At 57.6% G+C, this 16,584-nt stretch carries 11 protein-coding genes and 1 pseudogene; 4 read left to right on the top strand and 8 right to left on the bottom strand.

From position 1 onward, the window contains the following. The first annotated feature begins 25 nt into the window (after positions 1–25). Genes EC915_RS06520 through EC915_RS06510 form a run of 3 tightly spaced genes read left to right on the top strand, consistent with a single transcriptional unit; the run spans position 26 to position 5,787 of the window. Positions 26–1,186 carry an efflux RND transporter periplasmic adaptor subunit gene (locus tag EC915_RS06520; RefSeq protein WP_133749713.1) on the top strand — a complete coding sequence of 387 codons (1,161 nt, stop codon included), beginning with the start codon at positions 26–28 and terminating at the stop codon, positions 1,184–1,186. 3 nt (positions 1,187–1,189) lie between these two features. Beyond that, the gene (locus tag EC915_RS06515; protein WP_133749712.1) at positions 1,190–4,324 is read left to right on the top strand and encodes an efflux RND transporter permease subunit; all 3,135 of its coding nucleotides are present in this window, start codon (positions 1,190–1,192) and stop codon (positions 4,322–4,324) included. Then, the gene (locus EC915_RS06510; protein WP_133749711.1) at positions 4,321–5,787 is read left to right on the top strand and encodes an AdeC/AdeK/OprM family multidrug efflux complex outer membrane factor; all 1,467 of its coding nucleotides are present in this window, start codon (positions 4,321–4,323) and stop codon (positions 5,785–5,787) included. Before EC915_RS06515 ends, EC915_RS06510 begins: the two co-directional genes overlap by 4 nt. Before the next feature lie 184 nt (positions 5,788–5,971). Here the strand turns inward: EC915_RS06510 and EC915_RS06505 are convergent. The 7 genes and pseudogenes from EC915_RS06505 to pcaR form a co-directional block, all read right to left on the bottom strand. Further along, positions 5,972–7,500: pseudogene (locus EC915_RS06505) on the bottom strand (IS3 family transposase). A gap of 317 nt (positions 7,501–7,817) precedes the next feature. After that, a complete protein-coding gene (pcaD, locus tag EC915_RS06500) occupies positions 7,818–8,606 on the bottom strand; it encodes a 3-oxoadipate enol-lactonase (RefSeq protein WP_133749710.1) in 789 nt (262 codons plus the stop codon). A gap of 87 nt (positions 8,607–8,693) precedes the next feature. After that, positions 8,694–9,983 carry an MFS family transporter gene (locus EC915_RS06495; RefSeq protein WP_133749709.1) on the bottom strand — a complete coding sequence of 430 codons (1,290 nt, stop codon included), beginning with the start codon at positions 9,981–9,983 and terminating at the stop codon, positions 8,694–8,696. 178 nt (positions 9,984–10,161) lie between these two features. Further along, positions 10,162–11,364 carry a 3-oxoadipyl-CoA thiolase gene (pcaF, locus tag EC915_RS06490; RefSeq protein WP_177413354.1) on the bottom strand — a complete coding sequence of 401 codons (1,203 nt, stop codon included), beginning with the start codon at positions 11,362–11,364 and terminating at the stop codon, positions 10,162–10,164. Then, on the bottom strand, positions 11,361–12,140 hold the full coding sequence (locus EC915_RS06485; RefSeq protein WP_133749707.1) for a CoA-transferase subunit beta: 780 nt from the start codon (positions 12,138–12,140) through the stop codon (positions 11,361–11,363). The genes pcaF and EC915_RS06485 overlap by 4 nt, the downstream gene beginning before the upstream one ends. Next, positions 12,140–12,997: a CoA transferase subunit A gene (locus EC915_RS06480; RefSeq protein WP_133749706.1), complete on the bottom strand. Its 858-nt coding sequence runs from the start codon at positions 12,995–12,997 to the stop codon at positions 12,140–12,142. The genes EC915_RS06485 and EC915_RS06480 overlap by 1 nt, the downstream gene beginning before the upstream one ends. A 151-nt stretch (positions 12,998–13,148) precedes the next feature. Then, positions 13,149–13,991: a pca regulon transcriptional regulator PcaR gene (pcaR, locus tag EC915_RS06475; protein ID WP_133750157.1), complete on the bottom strand. Its 843-nt coding sequence runs from the start codon at positions 13,989–13,991 to the stop codon at positions 13,149–13,151. A gap of 827 nt (positions 13,992–14,818) precedes the next feature. Here pcaR and EC915_RS06470 point away from each other — a divergent pair. Then, the gene (locus tag EC915_RS06470; protein ID WP_133749705.1) at positions 14,819–15,016 is read left to right on the top strand and encodes a hypothetical protein; all 198 of its coding nucleotides are present in this window, start codon (positions 14,819–14,821) and stop codon (positions 15,014–15,016) included. Between the two features lie 178 nt (positions 15,017–15,194). Here EC915_RS06470 and EC915_RS06465 read toward each other — a convergent pair whose 3' ends face one another. Beyond that, the gene (locus EC915_RS06465; protein WP_133749704.1) at positions 15,195–16,583 is read right to left on the bottom strand and encodes a hypothetical protein; all 1,389 of its coding nucleotides are present in this window, start codon (positions 16,581–16,583) and stop codon (positions 15,195–15,197) included. Position 16,584 lies beyond the last annotated feature (1 nt).

Raw genomic sequence — 16,584 nt, 5'->3', positions numbered from 1 at the left:
GCAGGCTCCTGACCCGAGGATCTTCATGCAATTCAAGCCAGCTGTTACCGTACTGGTCACTGCCGTCGCCCTGGCATCGCTGCTCAGCGGATGCAGTAAAAAGGAAGAAGCGGCCGCTGCACCACCGCCCCCTCAGGTCGGCGTCGTCACTCTGAAAACCCAGGCCTACACCCTGACCTCCGAACTTCCAGGCAGAACCACTGCGTTCCGCATTGCTGAAGTGCGCCCGCAGGTCAACGGGATCATCCTGAAGCGTTTGTTTACCGAAGGGGCTGACGTTAAGGCTGGGCAGCAGCTCTATCAGATTGACCCGGCGCTGTATCAAGCGACCCTCGACAGCGCAAAGGCCACCTTCCAGTCATCCAACTCGCTGGCGGGACGCTATAAGCAGCTCATCAACGAGCAGGCCGTTAGCCGTCAGGAGTACGACACCGCTGTGGGCAGTGCCCGCGAAGCACAATCCGCTGTCCAGACTGCCGAAATCAATGTGCGCTATACCAAGGTGTATGCGCCGATTTCCGGTCGTATCGGCCGCTCCTCGGTAACGGAAGGTGCGCTGGTGAGCAGTGCCCAGGCCGATGCCATGGCAACCATTCAGCAACTCGATCCGATCTATGTCGACGTGACCCAGTCATCGTCGGACATGCTCAGGCTGCGTCGCGAACTGGAAAGCGGTCAGTTGCAGAAGGCGGGCGAGAACGCCGCCAAGGTCAAACTGGTGCTCGAAGACGGCAGCGTCTACGGCGTTGACGGCAAGCTGGAGTTCTCGGAAGTTTCGGTCGATCAGACCACAGGCTCTGTGACCCTGCGTGCGGTTTTCCCCAACCCAGACCACACGCTGCTGCCTGGAATGTTTGTCCATGCACGTCTGCAGACCGGTGTCGCAGCCAATGCGATTCTGGTGCCGCAACAGGGCGTAACCCGCGATCTCAAAGGCACACCGAGTGCGATGGTGGTCAACAAGGACAACAAGGTTGAAACCCGTACGCTGGTCGCCAATCGCACCATCGGCAGCGACTGGCTGGTCGAGAAAGGCCTCAGCGCAGGCGATCGCGTGATCACCGAAGGCCTGCAGTACGTCAAACCCGGTGCCGAAGTGAAAGTCACCGAGGCGACGAACGTCAATGCAGCTAACCCGGCCCCTGCCCCGGCAACTGATGAAGCCGCAGGCAGCAAAGGGGAGTAATTCATGTCGAAATTTTTTATCGACCGGCCTATTTTCGCGTGGGTGATCGCCCTCGTGATCATGCTGGTGGGGACGCTCTCGATCCTCAAATTGCCGATCAACCAGTACCCGGCCATTGCTCCACCGGCCATCGCGATTCAGGTCACCTACCCAGGTGCGAACGCGCAGACCGTACAGGACACCGTGGTTCAGGTGATCGAGCAACAACTCAACGGTATCGACAACCTGCGCTACGTCGCCTCGGAAAGTAACTCCGACGGCAGCATGACCATCACCGCGACGTTCAACCAGGGTACCAACCCGGACATCGCGCAGGTTCAGGTGCAGAACAAACTCAACCTGGCGACCCCGCTGCTGCCGCAAGAAGTGCAGCAACAGGGTATTCGCGTGACCAAGGCGGTGAAGAACTTCCTGATGGTGGTCGGTCTGGTGTCCGAAGATGGCAGCATGGGCAAGGAAGACTTGTCCAACTACATCGTGTCGAACATGCAGGACCCGATCTCGCGTACTTCCGGTGTGGGTGACTTCCAGGTTTTCGGTGCTCAGTACGCGATGCGTATCTGGCTGGACCCGGCCAAGCTGAATAACTTTCAGCTAACTCCGGTAGATGTCAAAACCGCGATCACCGCGCAGAACGTTCAGGTGTCCTCCGGTCAGATCGGCGGTCTGCCTGCGCTCAAAGGCCAGCAGCTGAACGCCACCATCATCGGCAAGACCCGTCTGCAGACTGCCGAGCAGTTCGGCAATATCCTGCTCAAGGTCAATCAGGACGGTTCTCAGGTTCGCTTGAAAGATGTGGCAGAAGTCGGTCTGGGTGGTGAGAACTACAGCATCGACGCCCAGTTCAACGGCAAGCCTGCATCGGGTCTGGCGATCAAGCTGGCCACCGGCGCCAACGCGCTGGACACGGCAAAAGCGATCCGCACCACTATCTCGCAGCTGGAGCCCTTCTTCCCGCCCGGCATGAAAGTGGTTTACCCGTACGACACCACGCCAGTGGTTCAAGAGTCGATCTCGGGGGTTGTTCACACCCTGGGTGAGGCAATTGTGCTGGTGTTCCTGGTGATGTACCTGTTCCTGCAGAACTTCCGCGCCACCATCATCACCACGATGACCGTGCCGGTTGTATTGCTCGGTACGTTCGGCATCCTGGCCGCGGCCGGTTTCACCATCAACACCCTGACCATGTTCGGCATGATTCTGGCCATCGGCTTGTTGGTGGACGATGCCATCGTCGTGGTGGAAAACGTCGAGAGGGTCATGGCCGAGGAGAAACTCTCGCCTCGCGACGCTACGATCAAGTCCATGGAGCAGATCCAGGGAGCCTTGGTCGGTATTGCCCTGGTGTTGTCGGCGGTTCTCCTGCCAATGGCATTCTTTGGCGGCTCCACCGGTGTGATCTACCGGCAGTTCTCCATCACCATCGTTTCGGCCATGGCGCTGTCGGTCGTGGTGGCGCTGGTCTTCACCCCGGCACTGTGTTCCACCCTGCTCAAGCCCATCGATCACGAAAAACACGGTCAACCAAGACGTGGCTTCTTTGGCTGGTTCAACCGCACCTTCGACCGCAGCGTACTCAGCTACGAACGCGGTGTTGGCAACATGATCAAGCACAAGATTCCGGCCTATCTGGGCTACTTCCTGATCATCTGCGGCACCATCTGGATGTTCACCCGCATCCCGAGTGCGTTTCTGCCAGAAGAAGACCAGGGCGTGATCTTCGCTCAGGTCCAGACGCCGCCGGGTTCCTCGGCCGAACGTACACAGGTCGTCATCGACAACATGCGTAAGTACCTGCTTGAGGAAGAATCCAGTGCGGTGAACTCAGTGTTCACGGTCAACGGCTTCAACTTCGCCGGTCGTGGCCAGAGTTCCGGTCTTGCGTTCATCATGCTCAAGCCTTGGGAAGACCGTGATTCGTCCAACAGCGTGTTCGGTCTGGCCAGTCGTGCCCAAAAACACTTCTTCGGTTTCCGCGATGCGATGACTTTTGCAGTTGTTCCTCCGGCGGTACTGGAATTGGGTAACGCCACCGGTTTCGACGTCTACCTGCAGGATCAGGGTGGTGTGGGTCACGCCAAACTCATGGAAGCCCGTAACCAGCTGCTTGGCATGGCGGCGCAGAGCAAAGTGCTGGCGGGCGTTCGCCCCAACGGCCTGAGCGATGAACCGCAGTACCAACTGGTAATCGACGATGAACGTGCTCAGGCACTGGGCGTCAGCCTTTCGGACATCAACACCACACTCTCCATCGCGATGGGTGGTAACTACGTCAACGACTTCATCGACCGCGGTCGGGTGAAAAAGGTGTACGTGCAAGGTGAAGCCAACGCACGGATGTCGCCGGAAGACCTGAAGAAATGGTACGTGCGCAACACCGCAGGCGAAATGGTGCCGTTCGCTTCGTTCGCCAGTGGCGAGTGGGTGTTCGGCTCACCGAAGCTGTCCCGTTACAACGGTGTGCCGGCCGAGGAAGTCCTGGGTACGCCGGCGCCGGGTTACAGTACCGGTCAGGCGATGGCCGAGATCGAGCAACTGGCCAAGAAACTGCCCGCAGGCGTTGGTCTTTCCTGGACCGGTCTGTCCTATGAGGAGCGCTTGTCCGGCTCCCAGGCCCCGGCTCTGTATGCGCTGTCGGTTCTGGTGGTCTTCCTCTGCCTGGCCGCACTGTATGAGAGCTGGTCCATCCCGATCGCAGTCTTGCTGGTCATTCCACTGGGTGTTATCGGTGCGCTGATGGCGACGAGCCTGCGCGGTCTGTCCAACGACGTGTTCTTCCAGGTGGGTCTGTTGGTCACGGTGGGTCTGGCAGCGAAAAACGCCATTCTGATCGTCGAGTTCGCCAAGGAACTGCACGAACAAGGCAAAGACCTGGTCGAGGCGACCATCGAGGCATGCCGCATGCGTCTTCGTCCAATTGTGATGACGTCCATGGCGTTCATCCTGGGTGTGGTCCCGCTGGCCATCTCGTCGGGCGCCGGTGCAGGCAGTCAGCATTCGATTGGTACCGGGGTAATCGGCGGTATGATCACTGCTGTGATCCTGGCAATCTTCTGGGTGCCGCTGTTCTTCGTTACGGTATCCGCGCTGTTTAAAGGCAAACAGAAACACATCCCAAACGATGAGGCTGGCCAATGAGCAAGTCCCTGATCTCTCTGGCAGTGACCGCTATCGTTTTGAGCGGCTGCTCGTTGATCCCTGATTACAAGCAACCGGCAGCGCCTGTGGCTGCCCAGTACCCGCAGGGGCCGGCGTATTCGCCGGCCGACGCGCCAAACCAGGCAGCGGTCGAACAAGGCTGGCGGCAGTTCTTCCGCGATCCGGCGCTGCAGCAGTTGATCCAGACCGCTCTGGCGAACAATCGTGATCTGCGTGTATCCGCGCTGAACATCGACGCCTATCGGGCGCAGTACCGCATCCAGCGCGCGGACCTGTTCCCGGGCGTCGCCGCCGATGCCACAGGCACCCGTCAGCGGGTGCCGGCCGACCTGTCCCAGACTGGCCGTTCCGGTATCACCAGCCAGTACTCGGTGGGCCTGGGCGTCAGCGCCTATGAACTGGACCTTTTCGGTCGCGTGCGCAGCCTGAGCGAACAGGCTCTGGAGACCTACTTCGCCAGCGAAGAGGCCCGCCGCAGTACACAGATCAGCCTGGTGGCCAACGTCGCTAACGCTTATCTGAACTGGGAGGCGGACAAGGAGCTGTTGAAGCTGACTCAGGACACCCTCGGTGCCTTTGAAGAAAGCTTGCGTCTGACCTCGCGCAGCAGCGAAGTTGGCGTCTCCTCTGCGCTGGAGCTGGCGCAGTCGCGTACCTCGGTGGAAAGCGCCCGCGTCAAACTGGCCCAGTACCAGCGTCTGGTCGCGCAGGATGAAAACAACCTGGTCCTGCTGTTGGGTACCGGGCTGCCCGCCAACCTGCCAGCCTCGCAACCGCTGAGCGCGGACATGCTCAACGAGATGCCTGCCGGGCTGCCGTCGGAACTGCTGCAACGCCGCCCTGACATCCTTCAGGCCGAACACAGCCTGAAAGCTGCCAACGCCAACATCGGTGCAGCACGTGCAGCGTTCTTCCCGAGCATCAGCCTGACCGCCAGTGCCGGGACTGCCAGCGGTGATTTGAGCGGCCTGTTCAAGGGCGGTTCTGGCACCTGGCTGTTCGAGCCGAAGATCAACCTGCCGATCTTCAATGCCGGCAGCCTGCGTGCGAGTCTGGACTATTCCAGGATCCAGAAGGATATCGGTGTCGCCAACTATGAGAAGGCGATTCAGACGGGCTTCCAGGAAGTCTCCGACGGTCTGGCTGCTCGCAAGACCTTCACCGATCAGCTCAAAGCACAGAACGACTTTGTCAATGCCAACCAGGATTACTACCGCCTGGCTGAGCGTCGCTATCGCATCGGGATCGACAGCAACCTGACCTTTCTCGACGCTCAGCGTCAGTTGTTCAGTGCGCAGCAGTCGTTGATCACCGACCGTCTTTCACAGTTGAACAGTGAGGTGAACCTGTACCGGGCGCTGGGCGGCGGCTGGTACGAGCAAAACCAGACAGCCGAGAAAAAGGCAACCTCCGGTGATGTTCCAGCGATGCGGATGTTCTGATTGGCATTTGCTGAAAAAACCCACCTTATGGTGGGTTTTTTATGGATGCTGGGTGTGGACGCTGGTGCGTGTATATCCGTGTTTGCGTTGGGGCTTATCTCGGTTGCGCTTTTAGAGCGGATCACTTTTTGTAAAAGCCGAATTGTCGGACCCGGTGTGTGTCAATGTAGTTGTCGCGTCAGTCTCAAGCAGTTTGTCTGTTTATAGGCTCACGTTCCCGATTCAAGTAGACATGGTCAGGTAGCTTCCAGTTACGAACACTCCCGGCCCACCGCTCTGGTTTACGACGACGAGCTTCAAGGTACAGGTGCGCTCGGTTCTCCAGTGATAAGCGGTCGTGCCCTTTATGACGTTGCGAAGGTGTGACGTATTTTAGAGCGCTGTGAAGGTGCTCATCGTTGTACCAGGCAACAAACTCCATCACCCACCGACGCGCCTCATCCAGTGATTCAAACGGTCGCTGTGGCCAGCGAGAGCAATACTTGGCTGTACGAAACAGCGCTTCAGCATAAGCATTGTCGTTGCTGACTCGTGGGCGACTAAATGAGGGCAACACCCCAAGGTCGTGCAGCGCAGCGAGCATCGTTGCGCCTTTCATAGAGCTGCCGTTATCCGAATGCAGTATCAACTTGTCCGGGAGGATCTTTTCACGCAGACAGGCGCGCTCCATCAACACGCCCGCGTGATCAGCGCTCTCAGCTTCATGGACGTCGTTCATGACCAGTTTGCGGCTGTAGATATCCTTGACCATGTACCAGTAGAAGAAGCGGCCTTTGATGTTGCTCGGCAGCCAAGTGATATCCCAACACCAGATTTGGTTAGGGCCGTCTGCACGATGAGTCGTCAACGGTCGAGCTTTTGGCTTGCGCGAGCGTCCTCGACGATGGGCTTGCCCGGCAGACTTGAGCACACGATAGAACGTCGATTCTGAAGCCAGGTACACGCCTTCGTCTGCCAATTTAGGGACGATCTCATGCGGGGTCAGTCCTGCGCAGTCCGGTCGGTTGGCAGCTTGCAGCACGGCCAAACGCTCACTGTCGCTGAGTTTGTTGGCAGGTTTTGAACGGCATGCACCGGGCCTGCCATCCTGCAACTGGTGATGCCAGCGCTGGATCGTACGAATGCAGACGCCCAACTCGTTACAAGCAGCACTCTGACGTGCGCCTGCTCGCACCGCAGTATCAATCAACGCAAGAATACTTCTGCGATCTGAGGCGCTGGTCATTCGTCCTCGCCCGTGCCCCAGATCGCATTGGCCTTTTTTCTCAACACCAATAGTGCTGCCGTTTCTGCCAGCGCCGCGTCCTTGCGTCGTAGCTCGCGTTCCAGCTCCTTGATCCGCTGGATCGATGGAATATCTTTGGCAGGCTCCTGCTGCGCGGGAGTATTGGCCTTCTCGCAGGCTAGGCGCCACAAGACCAGGTCGGCGGGCAAAATACCTGAGCTGCGGCAATATTCGGAGACCTCTGCTTCGCTCATCGTAGCGGTTTGCAGCACTGCCTTGAATTTATCGGCACTGTTCCAGCGCCCATTACGCTTACCTGTCCCCGGCATCTGCACTCCTTGGGCCTTGGCCTCTTTACGCCAATACCTCAATGTGACCTCAGTAATCCCCGTCTGCTTGGCCATCTCAACCACAGTACGGCTGATGGGAGGAGCCATTTGCTCCAGCACCCAAGCTTTCTCATCTGCCGAATAGCGGCGTTGTTTCATGTGACAGTCCTACGCCCTCCATCTATGAAGAAGCGACAACTATCCTGACATGGAGGGGACCACGAAAAAGTAACCAAAAAGGCCTGTGTCCGGTTTGACCCGAGTGGATTCGGCCTGCACCCAGATCGCGATTTGTGTCGTACGGACTTGCGCGCACGAAGAGCAAAAGCAGGATCAGGATCAGGATCAGGATTTCAAGACTGACTCCATGCCCGTGGGAGCTGCTGGAGCCGTGCGACAGTGGCGAAGGCGATTGGGTCAGGCAAATAAGCTTTAGATGACACGCCGCCTTCGCTGCCGTCGTGACCTACACCAACTCAGCTCAAAAAAAACGCCTTGACACGCAGGGCAAAGATCTCACCCAACTCAACGGCGGACAAATGCGCCGCGTAATACTCCGAAAGCTCCGGACCGTGAATATGATTCTGCAGATAGTGGGCATCCTCAACGGTCGTAACCAAGTCGCGGCTGCCACAGATGATCAAGGTATCCACCGCAATCGAACTCACCTGCTTGCTGAAGTCCGCATCACGCACGGCAGCGCAGCACGCCGCATAGCCCACTGGTGACGTCGCGGCCAATGCATCGGTAACCGCCTTGACCTTATCGGCATGATCCCGAGCAAACTCTGGCGTAAACCAACGTCCTAGGGCGCCAGCTTGCAACTCGCGCATGGCCTGCTCACCGCCCTGCTCCACCGTTTCGATCCGCGGCCCCCACATCTCAGCGCCGCCAATCTTCGCTGCGGTATTGCACAACACCAGCTTATGCAATCGCTCGCTGGCGTGAATGCCCAGCCACTGGCCGATCAGGCCGCCCATCGACAGCCCGCAGAAATGCGCCCGCTCAACCTTCAATGCATCGAGCAATGCCAGAACATCCTGCCCCAACTGCTCGATGGTGTAAGGGCCTGGAGTGACCAGCGACTTGCCGTGACCACGGGTGTCGTAACGCACGACCCGGAACGATTTGCTCAATGACGCGATTTGCGAATCCCACATATACAAATCGGTACCCAGCGAGTTGGATAGGACAAGGACCTGATCATCCGCTGATCCGTCGATCTCGTAATACATTTCACCGTCTTGAAGTTGTACGAATGCCATATCAGCTCCCTTCTAATCGAGCACTTTCATGAATGTCAGTGAAGATCATGGTAAGCGCGCGCCCGAGTCCGAACGCGCGCGGAGGGATCAATGATCTTCGTGAAGGTATTCCGGTTTTTTCGGCAACCGCAGGCTGAAGAGGAAGGCAATTGCCATCATGCCGGTCACGTACCAGTAAAAGATGTTCTCCGAACCCATGTTCTTGAAACTCAGCGCGACGAACTCTGCTGAACCACCGAAGATCGCGTTGGCCACCGCGTACGCCAGGCCGACACCCAATGCACGAACATGCACCGGGAACATCTCGGCTTTTACTAGACCGCTAATGGAGGTATAGAAGCTGACAATTGCCAGGGCCAGGGTGATCAGGATGAACGCCATGACCGGACTGGTCGTGGTTTTGAGCGTCATGAGCAATGGCACAGTACAAAGGGTGCCAAGTCCACCGAACCAGAGCATCGAGTTGCGGCGACCGATCTTGTCCGCCAGCATGCCGAACACCGGCTGCATGCACATATAAAGGAACAGCGCGCCGGTCATGATGTAGCTGGCGACCTTGGCGTCCATGTGCACGGTGTTCACCAGGTATTTCTGCATGTAAGTGGTGAAGGTATAAAAAATCAGCGAGCCACCGGCGGTGTAGCCCAGCACGGTAAGGAACGCGCCTTTATGGTCACGGAACAGCGCCGCGATGCTGCCGGCGTCCTTGTCCTGACGCACTTGGGCAGTGGTGGTTTCCTTGAGAGAGCGGCGCAGCAGCAGCGAGATCACCGCAGCAATAGCGCCCACCACGAAGGGAATCCGCCAGCCGTAGGCTTTCAACTCATCGGCATTGAGAAATTGCTGGAGAATAACCACGGTCAGCACGGCCAGCAGCTGACCACCGATCAGGGTGACGTACTGGAACGAGGCGAAGAAACCGCGCTGCCCCCGCAACGCGACCTCGCTCATGTAGGTTGCCGTGGTGCCGTACTCGCCGCCCACCGACAGCCCCTGAAACAGACGCGCGATCAAGAGCAGAAACGGCGCCCAGGCACCAATCGCCGCGTAAGTCGGCAAGCACGCGATGACCAATGAGCCACCGCACATCATCAGCACCGAGATCATCATTGAATTCTTGCGGCCATGTTTGTCGGCCACACGGCCAAACAACCAGCCACCAATTGGACGCATCAGGAAGCCTGCTGCAAAAACGCCCGCTGTATTGAGCAACTGAACGGTTGGGTCATCGGACGGAAAGAAGGCCGGTGCGAAGTAGATGGCGCAGAAGGCGTAGACGTAGAAATCGAACCATTCCACAAGGTTGCCTGAGGAGGCACCCACAATCGCAAAAATCCGTTTGCTCCTTTCTTCCCCAGTGTAGTGAGTCGTTGTCATTATTTTTTTCCCCATTTTTATAAAGGTCAGTCACAACGGTCGAGTCTACGACATAACCTGAAACAGTTAGACTTAAGCAGTAACACTCAGCCATCACAAAGACAACCACCCGAGCCATCGGTTGCCTTTTCGTGGAGGCAAGCGATGATTCGGGTGGTTGGTTTCAGGCGTGTGTCGCTTATCTTTCTATTACCAAGGCAAGGCCTTGTCCTACACCGACGCACATGGTCACCAACCCTGTGTTACCGCCGGTTTTCTCCAATTGATGCAGTGCTGTCAGCACCAGACGCGCCCCGCTCATGCCCAACGGATGGCCAAGGGAAATGGCGCCGCCGTTCGGATTGACCTTGGGTGAATCATCAGCGATACCCAATTCACGCAGAACCGCCAAGCCCTGGCTGGCGAAAGCTTCGTTCAGTTCGATGACATCGAAATCCTCAACGGCTAAACCGAGACGCGCGATCAACTTGCGTACGGCAGGGACCGGCCCGATCCCCATGACTCGCGGCTCAACGCCAGCACTGGCCATGCCCAACACCCGGGCGCGAGGGGTCAGGCCATGTTTCTTGACCGCTTCGGCGGAGGCCACGATGAGCGCCACGGCGCCGTCGTTCAGTCCCGCCGCATTACCGGCTGTCACCGTCTTGCCGGGGCCGTTCACAGGCTTGAGTCTGCTCAATGCCTCCAGACTGGTATCAGCGCGCGGGTGCTCGTCCTTGTCGACAATGGTTTCACCCTTCTTGTGGGCAATGCGCACAGGCACGATCTCTTCAGCGAAAAAACCATTGGCTTGGGCTGCCGCAGCACGTTGCTGACTGCGCAAGGCGAAAGCATCCTGGTGTTCGCGAGAGACCTTGAAGTCTTCAGCGACGTTATCACCGGTCTGCGGCATGGTCTCCACGCCATACTGCTCTTTCATCTGCGGATTGACGAAGCGCCAGCCCAATGTGGTGTCTTCCAGCTTCTGGCCGCGGCCAAAGGCCGTGTCGGCCTTGCCCATGACGAACGGCGCGCGGGACATGGACTCAACGCCACCGGCAATAGCCAGCTCCATCTCGCCCGAGGCAATGGCCCGGAAGGCCGTGCCCACAGCATCCAGACCCGATGCGCACAGGCGATTCAACGTTACGCCCGGCACGGTCTCAGGAAGCCCCGCCAGCAATGCGGCCATGCGCGCAACGTTGCGATTGTCCTCGCCGGCCTGGTTGGCACAACCGAGGAACACCTCGTCGATTTCCTGCCAGTTCACGCCAGGGTTGCGCTCCATCAGCGCCTTGATCGGCAGCGCCGCCAGATCGTCCGCTCGAACCGTCGCCAGCGCTCCACCAAAACGACCGATGGGCGTACGGATTGCATCGCAGATAAATACTTCACGCATCATGCATCTCCCGGGGCCTGACCATGAGCGGCAGCTGTACGGGCTTCCAGATCACGCAAAGCGGTCAATTCCAGCTCGTCGGGCTCTCTGGAATACACCACGTTTTCGGCGAAACGCAGCTCCCAACCGGTGGCGGCGATCACTTGTTCGCGGGTAACACCCGGATGCAGCGTGGTCACGACGAACTCATTGCTGCCTATTTCCGGCTCCATGATGCACAGGTCAGTGATGATGCCCACCGGGCCCGCGCCAGGCAGCCCCAGCCGTTTACGCGAATCACCGCCTTCGCCATGGCCAACAGAGGTGACAAAATCCAGTTTGTTGACGAAGGCGCGGGAGGATTGCTTCAAAATGATCAGCACCTCCTTGGCCGAGCCTGCTATTTCAGGCGCGCCGCCTGCACCCGGCAAGCGCACTTTCGGGTTGTGATAATCGCCTACCACGGTGGTGTTGATGTTGCCGAAACGGTCCACCTGCGCTGCGCCCAGAAAACCGACGTCCACCCGACCACCCTGCAACCAGTAACGGAAAATCTCGCTGGTGGACACCACGGTGTCAGCGGTTTCGGCCAGTTCACCATCACCAATGGACAGCGGCAGTACATTGGGCCTGGCACCAATGGGGCCTGACTCATAGATCAACACCACGTCGGGTGACGACGTCAAGCGGGCAAGATTGGCCGCCTTGGATGGCAGCCCGATGCCAACGAAGCAGACCGAGCCATTCTTCAAGCGGCGGGCGGCGGCCACGGTCATCATTTCACTGGTGGTGTACGTCATTATTTTGCCTCCGAAGCGCGGGTCAGCTTGCTCTGGAACTCACTGAAATCACGAGTGCCATGGATGAACTCGTCGATCCATGCGGTAAATACCTCACGATCCCTAGCGATCGGATCCCACGCCTGATAGAAGCGATTATCTCGTTCGTAATAACCGTGGGCGTAGGATGGATGTGCGCCGCCCGGCACGACGCACACTGCAGTCAACGCCCAGGTTGGCAGCACACACGCGTTCATCGGCGCGTTCAGCTCATCGACGATTTCTTCAACGGTGACGATGCAACGCTTGGCAGAAAGCGCCGCTTCTTTCTGTACACCGAGAATGCCCCACAGCAATACATTGCCTTTGCGGTCGGCCTTCTGCGCGTGAATCACGGTCACGTCGGGACGCACCGCAGGCACGGCAGCCAGCACCTCGCCGGTGAACGGGCACGTGACGGATTTGATCAGCGGATTGACCTTAGGAAGGTCGGAACCGGCATACGCACGCAGCACTGCGAAGGGCAGTCCCGAAGCCCCGGCGACGTAAGCGTTAGCCAGATCGGCATGGCTGTGTTCTTCGATTTCCATAGGCTGCGGCCATTGTTTTTCAACGGCATCGCGCAAGCGGTGCAGCGAGCCGACACCGGGATTACCGCCCCACGAGAAAATCAGCTTTTTCGCACAGCCTGCACCGATCAACTGGTCATAGATCAGATCGGGAGTCATGCGGACCAGCGTCAGATTTTTCTTCTTCTGACGGATGATTTCATGGCCTGCAGCTGTTGGAATCAGATGAGTGAAGCCTTCCAGCGCAACGCTGTCGCCATCATTGACGAATTGCTTCACGGCATCGTGCAGGGAAAGAATTTCAGCCATGGGGTGCTCCAGGTTCAACATCTCAATCGCGAATGGCGCACTAAGTCGATCTGCGCCGTGATGAAATTGAGGTTATGCCTGAGCGTGCAACGGAACAATCCGATAATCGACTATGTGTGCGATAACCGAACAAAGAGTTTCAGGACGAACGTCAGGTAAATAATTGCGTGCTCAGATCGCGGCTGGCGTCGAGCATGATTGGCAGCACTTTCTGCTCCAGTTCGTTCCGGCTAACCCGCGCCGCACTGGTGCTGACGTTCAGCGCCGCCAGCACCTGCCCTGAAGCATCGTAAACCGGCACGGCAATCGAGCGCAGGCCTTGCTCGAGTTCCTGATCAACGACGCACCAGCCCTGCTGACGCACCTGTTGCAGGCATTCAAGCAGCGCCTCGACGGTGCGTAAGGTACGGCTGGTCTTGGGTTGCAGGTCCACGTGATCGAGGTACTCCTGCAAGGACACGTCGTCCAGCGCGGCCAGAAGAATTCGTCCCATCGACGTGCAATAAGCCGGCAAACGCCCGCCCACGGCCAGGTCTACGGAGATGAGTCGCTGAGTTGTCGCCGAGCGGGCAATGTAAAGAATGTCATCGCCTTCCAGGGTCGCCATGTTGCAGGCCTCGTGCAACTGATTGCTCATACGATCCAGATACGGCTGTGAAGAAACCGCCAGCGGCGTCGAAGACAGGTAGGCATGGCCGAGGGTCAGGACCTTTGGCAGCAGCGAATACGTGCGGCCATCAGTGGTCGCATAGCCAAGTTTGATCAGTGTATGCAAGCAACGCCTGACAGCAGCGCGAGGGATTTCGGTTCGGTGGCTGATCTGCGCGATGGTCAGATGACGCTTGCGCTCCTGAAAGGCGTGAATGACCGCTAGCCCGCGGGCCAGTGATGTCATGAAATCCGGATCACCCGTCAGGGCCTGGATTCGCTTTGCGGGGGACGCCACGATAGGCGGAGCAAGTGAGGCAAAGGAATTGCGCAGTTGATCGTTCATACCGACACCGTTCGTCGTGGCCATGGAGGCCGTCTGTAGCGCCGCTCTCGTCTCTTTTCAAGACTGCGGCAAGGGCTCTTTGGGCGATTATCGAACGACTGGCCGATAATCGCAATTGACCCATGGCTCAGTTGCTTATACCTTTCACACGCCACCCGGTGGCTTCTTGGAAATACTGGTCAGGTACCCACTGAGAAGTCCCAGGCACGGCCTTGCTACCCGCAAGGCCGTTTTTATCTCTGCTACATATCCCACTCACTGCAGGCATCCGAGTACATTCACGTTCATCAGCTGTCCTTGATTTCCATGGGATCTGATCAGCTGAATTTCTGTCCGGACAAATCTGTATATGATTAAGAAAGTTCCAGGATAATGCTGGTTATTAAAACTTTCGGAACCTTCGTACAAGAAAACAGTATTTGTCTTGGCCATTGAAATGAATAGCGCTCCACAGTTGACTCTTTTGACCGTCTTGGAGATAGTACCCGGCAATTGATGCGCTATAACGCTGAAGCGTGGGTGATATCCAGGTTCGACCGGGCCGGGATCCAATCAACACGCCGCATGCACTACCCGAGTGCACCGCCGGCGGTAGCCAGGGCAAAAGCCTGGTCAATTACCAGCAGACTGCGAAACCGAACAGAATACAGAGTGTAGCTACGACAGCTTTGTCGTTCTGGTGCGCGTAGCCGCATGTGGCAGAAGTGTTCTATAGATCATCCGAGACTCATCGCAAACGTTTTGCTTAGCCGATCAGTCAATGATGTGTAGCATTTCAAGGCCCGGCGCAATCGCCAGAATCAAACTTGACACAATCAGGTAATAACGTGACCAAAGATGAACTGCGCGCAGAACTAGAGCGCCAGGAACAACGTTACAAGGAAGTATATGGCGGCGAAGTGACCACTTATGCAGCTCAACCGGAGCCGGAACGCAAACCTTGGCGTAAACGTGCAAGCCTGCTCGATCAGGCTTTCAAGCAAGAACTTCAAAAGATGGAAAGCGAGCTGAACGAGGAGCAGTGAACCTCCCGTTACAGGTTTGCGCTACTGCGTGACTCATGCGAGACGATGCTTTGTTCGACTCGTGCGCAACGCCCTTTCAATCCTGCGGGAGCTTGAAAGGTGACGATCATGCAGTGCTTGCTGATAGGGCGTGCCGCGCTACGTGGGTCAGTAGCACGTCGCCCCGTTGATGATTGACTTAAACGCTCAACTCCGCCCGCGTCAGGGAGGTTCGTGCACGCGCGCCTGAGCTGCTGGGTGCAGCGTCTGTCGCGGTGGCTACGTTGGCTTGCTCAAGCATCTGACCATGCATGTTGGGCTGGCTTGAGTCAGAAACTCTGTTGGCAGGGTTCTCCAGTAGTCGCTGGCCTTCAGCCATGTCGCCCTCTTCGAGCGCCCCCCGAGTGCGAAGCTTGTTAATCATCTTGTCGGCAAAGGCGGCAACGTCCGGCGTGACCGCAGCCGTTAATGCCCAGGCACCGAAATAGGCCATTTCACCTCCGGCCGCTGCCAGGTCGCCCGCCAGTGCAGCCTGAATGTCTGTTAGGCCACTGGCCAAAGCTACATTTTTCCCCATGGTGCGCAGCGATTCATTCGCCGCAATACCACCACCCAGCACGAGCAGGTCGGAAACGATGCCTGTTGGGGTAAACAACGACTGAACAGATTTGCTGAAGTCCTGGGCAACATCCAGCGGCAGATGCAAGGCTCGAGAAAATACGTTGCTGGCCTTCTGCTTGAAGTCATAAGCCTCAAGGCTGTCGAACTGCTGTTCCCAATTCTGGCTTCCCAGTAAATACTCAGGTCCGTTGCGTCCTTTTTTCTTGTCCCAGACGAGTTGCATCAGCGACATCATCGCGCCTGCAGCAGCGGATCCGCCGGAGGAAATGGAACCTTTGAAAGTCGCGCCTACTTTTGCCGGGTCTTCATTGCCGGCCGCCTTTGCCGCGCCTTTAACACCCGCGCCCATCAATGAAGACCCAATATTTTTGCCGGTGAATGACTGGACCGTGACTGCACTTGCCAAGCCTTTCTGCAAGTTGGAGGCTTTACGACTCTGCGCCAGTTCAGCCAGGGGTGCTTCGAGCTCCTTTCCCTCAGAGGTCAGCCATCCGGTATCGCTCGTCGAGCGTTGCAGCATGGTCCCTAGAACCGAATTGGCGGCTACGAATAATGCTGCGCCCAGAATATTCTGAGTATTCACACGAGTGTCTTGGCCATTCAACGTCGTAATTTGAGGCAACGCGGTCAACATTGCGCCAGCTGCTGTGAAAGGTAACGACCTGATACCCCCGACGAGCATCGCCGAGTGCTCATCGGCTTTTTTACCCTTTGCCATCACGTCCATGACGTTCGCAGCCGTTTTACCCTTTGCTGCAAGTCGTTCCGATCGAGTACGCACCAGCTCGGCGCGATTCGCTACCGGCAAATCCTGGAATACATGGTCGCGCAGAAAATCTGCGATTTGTTGCTGGTGGGTCGCCTGAGGCGATACGGTGGTCACGGCGCCAGCGTGTTGAGCTTGTTGAGCACCTGCGGCGCCGGCGGTATTGGGCAGCGGGCGAAGGGGCGTATGGTTATGTATCATT

This window comes from Pseudomonas sp. LP_7_YM, assembly GCF_004364435.1.
Classification (GTDB): Bacteria; Pseudomonadota; Gammaproteobacteria; order Pseudomonadales; family Pseudomonadaceae; genus Aquipseudomonas.
This window is presented reverse-complemented; position numbering and strand designations above follow the sequence as displayed.